8 protein-coding genes are annotated in these 6133 nt (G+C 41.3%); 5 read left to right on the forward strand and 3 right to left on the reverse strand.

Features of this window, described 5'->3' with window-relative positions; translation table 11 throughout:
• From SE27_RS14545 to SE27_RS12315, 4 genes are all read left to right on the forward strand, one after another.
• Positions 1 to 637 (forward strand): class I SAM-dependent methyltransferase (locus SE27_RS14545; RefSeq protein ID WP_455549996.1); only part of this gene is annotated, 637 nt, incomplete at its 5' end.
• A gap of 33 nt (positions 638 to 670) precedes the next feature.
• Positions 671 to 1450: a DUF1295 domain-containing protein gene (locus SE27_RS12305; RefSeq protein ID WP_039624061.1), complete on the forward strand. Its 780-nt coding sequence runs from the start codon at positions 671 to 673 to the stop codon at positions 1448 to 1450.
• Between the two features lie 8 nt (positions 1451 to 1458).
• On the forward strand, positions 1459 to 2508 hold the full coding sequence (locus tag SE27_RS12310; RefSeq protein ID WP_039624251.1) for an SAM-dependent methyltransferase: 1050 nt from the start codon (positions 1459 to 1461) through the stop codon (positions 2506 to 2508).
• A gap of 30 nt (positions 2509 to 2538) precedes the next feature.
• Positions 2539 to 3867 carry a sensor histidine kinase gene (locus SE27_RS12315; RefSeq protein ID WP_039624063.1) on the forward strand — a complete coding sequence of 443 codons (1329 nt, stop codon included), beginning with the start codon at positions 2539 to 2541 and terminating at the stop codon, positions 3865 to 3867.
• Here the strand turns inward: SE27_RS12315 and SE27_RS14050 are convergent.
• From SE27_RS14050 to SE27_RS12330, 3 genes are read right to left on the reverse strand one after another with little or no spacing between them, the layout of a single operon-like run.
• Positions 3864 to 4559, reverse strand: a complete 696-nt coding sequence (locus tag SE27_RS14050) for a response regulator transcription factor (protein ID WP_039624065.1) — start codon at positions 4557 to 4559, stop codon at positions 3864 to 3866. The two genes, SE27_RS12315 and SE27_RS14050, sit on opposite strands and share 4 nt — an antisense overlap.
• An 18-nt stretch (positions 4560 to 4577) precedes the next feature.
• Positions 4578 to 5078, reverse strand: a complete 501-nt coding sequence (locus SE27_RS14055) for a chalcone isomerase family protein (protein WP_039624067.1) — start codon at positions 5076 to 5078, stop codon at positions 4578 to 4580.
• Positions 5048 to 5629, reverse strand: a complete 582-nt coding sequence (locus SE27_RS12330) for a nuclear transport factor 2 family protein (RefSeq protein WP_039624252.1) — start codon at positions 5627 to 5629, stop codon at positions 5048 to 5050. The genes SE27_RS14055 and SE27_RS12330 overlap by 31 nt, the downstream gene beginning before the upstream one ends.
• Positions 5630 to 6080: 451 nt before the next feature.
• On the opposite strand from SE27_RS12330, the gene SE27_RS14550 reads away from it, so the two are divergent.
• On the forward strand, positions 6081 to 6133 hold a 53-nt coding region (locus SE27_RS14550), incomplete at its 3' end, for a hypothetical protein (protein ID WP_455550009.1).

The following is a 6133-nucleotide window of genomic DNA, read 5'->3' on the forward strand; positions in this document are numbered from 1 at the left end:
TGGCAGTGGTTGGGGCGGTTTTGCAATTTATGCGGCACAACATTATGGCTGTAAAGTCACCACTATTACCATTTCTCAAGCGCAATATGATGAGGCAGTGCAGCGCATTCAAGCCGCCGGTCTAAGTCATCGTGTCGAGGTACAACTGAAGGATTACCGTCAACTGCAAGGTAAGTTTGATAAGTTGGTGTCCATTGAGATGATTGAAGCGGTGGGCGAACAATTTTTGCCGACTTATTTTAAGCAATGTCGTGCGCTGTTAAAACCACAAGGTTTGGCACTGATTCAAGCCATTACCATTGAAGATGCACGCTATAAAAAAGCCCTAGACACAGTGGATTATATTAAGCGCTATATTTTCCCCGGCAGTTTTATTCCGTGTATTAGTGTCTTAACCCAAACTGCATCCGAGCAAAAATTACGCCTTAAGCAGTTAGAAGACATTGGTCAAAGTTACGCACAAACCATTCATCATTGGCGTAAAAATTTCTTAAATGCCAAAGCGCAGGTTTTGGCACTGGGTTTTGATGAAAAATTTATTCGGATGTGGGATTTCTATCTATGCTATTGCGAAGGCGGCTTTAAAGAGGGCGTGATTAGTGATGTACATTTACTGTTTGAAGCCAGCGCTTATTAAGTCCTGATTCATGAGCCGACCAAGGAGACAGCCATGTTATGGAAACTGTTCCTGTTAGATGCTGCAATTATGACGCTGTGCTGGCTGTTTGCAACGCAAAATCGGCGTGCCGGTCTTGTGGATGTGGCATGGAGTTTTTGTATTGTCATTAATGTGCTGCTCTGTGCAGTGCTGATTGACACAGCGCCGCTGATGATCCGGATTTTTATTGGTTGTTTTTCTGCACTGTGGTTTTTACGCCTCAGTTGGCATCTATTGCGCCGCTATCTGCATGAGCAACAAGAAGATCGCCGCTATGCGCACATGCGTCAAGCGATGGGGGCTTATCAACATCTGGGTTTCTTGGCCTTTTTTATATTTCAGGCCGGACTGAGTATTTTGTTTTCGATTCCGATGTGGAGCCTACTCAATACCTCAGCGGAACAGTGGAGTAACTCAAGTACGCTATATTTGTGCATTGCTGCGGTGATTATGTTGAGCGCTTTTATTGGCGAAGTGCTGGCGGATCAACAATTGTATCGTTTTAAACAAAATCCTGAACATCAGGGCCAAACCATGGATCAGGGGCTATGGAAATATTCGCGCCATCCGAATTATTTTTTTGAATGGCTGCACTGGTTTGCCTATCCGATTTTAGGTTTAGCCGCAGGGCTTTATTTGTTGTGGATTTATCCCGTCCTGATGTTTCTATTTCTGTATTACGTGACGGGAATTCCATTTAGTGAACAACAAGCACTGAAAAATCGTGGTCAAAATTATCTAAATTATCAAAAAAGAACCTCAATTTTTATTCCATGGAAACCCAAGGCCTAGGTGAATATATGAATTTTATGATCCAGCAATCCCTTAAACTGGTCGAAACTGGACGCGTGCCAGATGCCGTGATTCGTGCCGCGATTCGTAATTTAAGTAAAAAACGCTTAGTACAAGAAGGGCGTTATGATCCGGCATTGGCAGCACAGCGCTATATGGAGGTGCTGAATATGCTTAAAAGCAGCGCTATCGCCATTGAAACCGATGCCGCCAATGAACAGCACTATGAATTACCGACGGCTTTTTTTCAGGCGGTGTTGGGGAAACATTTAAAATATAGCGCCTGTTACTTTGCAGATGAAAAAACCACACTCGATCAAGCTGAAGCAGCCACATTACAAATTTACTGTGAACGGGCTCAGTTGCAAGATGGTCAGCATATTTTAGAGCTCGGTTGTGGTTGGGGCTCATTGACGCTCTGGATGGCAGAGCGCTATCCACATGCTAAAATTACTGCGGTATCAAATTCAGCCACACAACGTAAATATATTCTAGCGCAAGCGAAATTACGTGGTTTCCAGCATGTCGACGTGATCACCAGTGATGTCAATGTATTAGAATTAGACGCAGCGCAGTTTGATCGGGTCGTATCGGTTGAAATGTTTGAACACGTGCGTAATTATCAGAAATTATTTGAAAGAATACACGGCTGGTTAAAGCCCGATGGCATGCTGTGGTGTCATGTATTTTGTCATCGCTTTTTACATTATCCCTTTGAAGTACAAAGTGAATATGATTGGATGTCTAAGTACTTTTTTACGGGCGGCTTAATGCCATCAGCATCGACCTTTTTACATTTCCAAGAGCATTTAGAACTCGCTCAGCATTGGCAATGGGCCGGTACACATTATGAAAAAACTGCCAATGCGTGGCTAGAAAATATGGATCGACAAGCTGAGCAGCTTAAACCTGTGTTTGAACGTATCTATGGGCAACAGGCGGAAGCATGGTGGCAACGCTGGCGCATTTTCTTTATGGCCTGTGCCGAGTTGTTTGGCTGGGACAATGGGCAAGAGTGGGTGGTTGGACACTTCTTATTTAAAAACAGAACGCGATAAACGCGATGCTACAGTACAAGTGATCCGTCTATGTTGAAGTCAAAGCTAAGTCGCGGGCATGCGCATCCCTTAACTGAGATGTTTAACCGTTACTATTGGCTGCAAATTGCACTGATCGCTCTGTCGATTGTGATTGGGATTTCCTGTAGTGCTTGGGTAATTAAAAGCTCGTTGCTAAAAACCGCACTTGAGCAGGAAATGGCGCATTATTGGCAGCGGGTACAGCATAATCCACAAGCAGATCTGCCCGATACCAAAAACTTATATGGCTATCGTTGGCGATCTGCAACCCCACCATCGCGTTTTGAAAATCTATCTTTACAGTCGGGTACCCATCGAGTTTTTATTGATGGTAAAGAACGCATGACGGTGTACGGTGAACGCAATGGTCAGCACGTGTTGCTGGTGTTTGGGGAAAGTAATGTTAATAAACTGGTGTGGCTATTCGGTTTAGCGCCATTAATGCTGAGTTTATTTATTTTATATAGTTTTTTATGGTGGTCTAATCGGCGTGCAAAGCGCTATTTTTCGCCGATTACCCGTTTAGCCAATGCACTAGAAAATATTGACTGGTCACACCAAGACAAGCAGGATTCACCCTTTCAAGACATCAGTAGCAACGGCAATATGGAAGCGGAATATCTGAAGCAAGCCTTGGAAAAATACCATCAAGTACTGAGCAGTTTTATTCATCGCGAGCGTGAATTTAGTGGTGATGTGAGTCATGAACTACGTACACCACTGACCATTTTAAAAGGCAGTGTGCAATTGTGTCAGGTGCGGTATGGACAAGATAAAGTACTGACGCGGCTAAATAATACCATTGAAGACATGCAGTTGTTGGTGGATACGTTATTGGCCATTGCTAGAAACACCACCAATACACTCAGCACCGAACAGAGATTATTGTCCCATATTATTGATGAATTGGTCAGCGATTTAGAGGTGGTCAGCCAAGCCAAAGGCATGATGATTGATGTGCAACATCCAGCACAAGAACAGCCTCGGGCGCTTTATCCGTCTATGACCAAGATGGTGTTGAGTAATATTTTAAGAAATGCATTAAATTACTCCCAAGGTTCAGAAATTCATATTATTCAGCAAAGTAATAGTCTTGTAATTGCCGATAATGGTGTGGGCATTACTTTACCCAATGAGCTAAAAGTACAAGATTTATCTCATGCACAACTGGCAGTCAATGCCAAAGGACATGGCATTGGGCTGCAATTAGTACAAAAACTGTGTAAGCAATTGGGCTGGCGTGTGGAACTCTTTGATCGGCAGTATTATTTGAGTACCCATCCTACCCTTGCGCTGAAAAACAGCAGCGGTCTGATTGTGGTGGTTTATCTGAATTAGTTTTCATCTGCTTGTAACTCAATTTTAAGACCGACGCCTGACACGGTATGAATCAGCTTGTGCTGAAAAGGTTTATCCACCACTTTACGTAAATTATAAATATGGCTGCGTAAGGCATCACTTTCCGGTTCTTCATCGCCCCACAACTCGGTAATAATTTGCTGCTTGGTAATCACGTTTGGTGAGTTGCGCATCAATATTTTGAGTAATTTAAATTGAATCGGTGGCAGCTCTAAGGCTTGATTGGCACGTTGAATGGTTTGTGTGGCACTATCGAGGGTTAGATCATGAATTTGTAATTTTCGATTCGAGACTTCACCTAACGAGCGTTTAATTAAGGCGCGGATACGTACCACCAATTCATTAAAATCAAAGGGTTTGACTAAATAATCATCGGTACCAGCAGTAAAGCCTTTGAGTTTGTCATCTAAAGTATCACGTGCCGTCAGCATCAATACTGGCACATCTAAACCTTGTTCATTCCTCAGCCATTCACACAAGTCATAGCCTGAGCCATCAGGTAAATTAATATCTAATAACACCAGATGATAGTGCTGATTTTTTAAAAAATGACGTGCCGCATCGAGATTACGTGCATGATCAATTACATAACCATGTTGTTCTAAGAATTCGTAGACAGTAGAAGCCAGTTCAAAGTGATCCTCTACCATCAAGATAAAATGATGGGTCATAACTACGCAGTCAGCTGATTAATTTAATAATTGTTGCTTCAATTTAGCATTAAACGGTGCCTCACCAAACCATATTTTAAAATATTGATTGGCGCGCTCATCGACAATTGAACCTAAGCTGCTTTGGTTTAAGGATAAATTTAATTTTTTGCTCGCTTGTTGATAAGTTAAGCGATAAAAATCGCCTTTTTTGACCGGTTTATACAATTGAGTAATACGATCTAAGGCGGAAGTTTGACTAAATTCTGGTACATTTTTCTTTAAAAAATAACTGGCGGCGCGCTTAAAGGCCCATTCAGGAATATCGGTTTGATAAGCAAAGTCGAGTTGAACACTTTGACTGTCCCAACTCTTTTGGCAATTTTCAGCGTGATAAGTCATGGTCCCCACATTTTTGCTGCTGACCATCAGCGGTGCAGAGCTACACTTTTTAAGTGTCTCTGCTGCTAGATATGGACTTAGGCTGAATATGCTGGCCGTTAGTACCATTAATTTGATTTTTTGAAAGGTAGAATCCATCCGTATGCTCCTCCAAAAACCGGTAATGCACGAAATAAACCATTTGCTGGATCCCAAAAATCTTGTTGGAAAATAATTTGATTTTGTGGATTGACCTTGATTTCACTAATGCCGTAAGACTTCATACTTTTGGTTCGTCCCAACATTTTAAAGTCATAGGCCATCGACCAATGAATATAGGCAGAATCCTGATGATGGGTGGCACTGATTAATTTCACCGTAACATGAGTAACGCGTTTATTCATGCCTTCAAAGTGCTGTAGAAGCGCCTTTTTATCAGAAAATTGAGATAGTGTATCGTTAATATACAGCTGATCTGCATACAGCTGATCCGCTTTATGGATAAATTCTGCTGTACCTAAGCTGTGAAATGTTGAGACAAAACGATTGCCTATCGCTAATGCCTGCGCATCATCTAGGGTGATTCCTGTCATTTTCTGTTCAGCATTGCTGTAGTCGCTTGAATAACTGGGGATATGTCTACAGGCCGACAGGGTGATTAAAGAGGTTAACACCACCGTAGAGATTGTAATTGTTTTTAAGAAGCTCATATCAGTCATCGCCCATTCAATATTTATACATCTAATTTAAAAGAATCGGTGTGAATGCAATGTGAACAGCTAAAGCGTTATGTTGAGGGATGATTTTAGCTTGAGCGGAAGTACTCCATTTATTATTTGCGGCTATTTTTAATCGCTGCTGGGGTTAAGACCAAGACTACCTAAGCTTAAACAAACAGTGCCCTCTAAAAATTTTATTTGCGTTGCTTTGTAGGTTAAATAGATGAAATTTAACTTAAATAATCATGTATTTATATTAATTTATTCAAGTTTAGATGGTGCGGATAAGATTAAAATAAATAAGGACTTAAATTAGTCCAAGCAATATTTATACTTATTCAGTGTGTAGCACATTGGGCTATGATTGGATTACATTTTTTAGCAGACACAAGGCCAGATTCAAGTTTTAATAATATATACAAATTAATGGCTTATATAGAAAATGAATTTTGAAATAGATGCCTTTGGTACACTGGTAATTGCGGTTCTGGTGCT

Origin of the sequence: Acinetobacter harbinensis (assembly GCF_000816495.1) — a bacterium.
Classification (GTDB): Bacteria; Pseudomonadota; Gammaproteobacteria; order Pseudomonadales; family Moraxellaceae; genus Acinetobacter; species Acinetobacter harbinensis.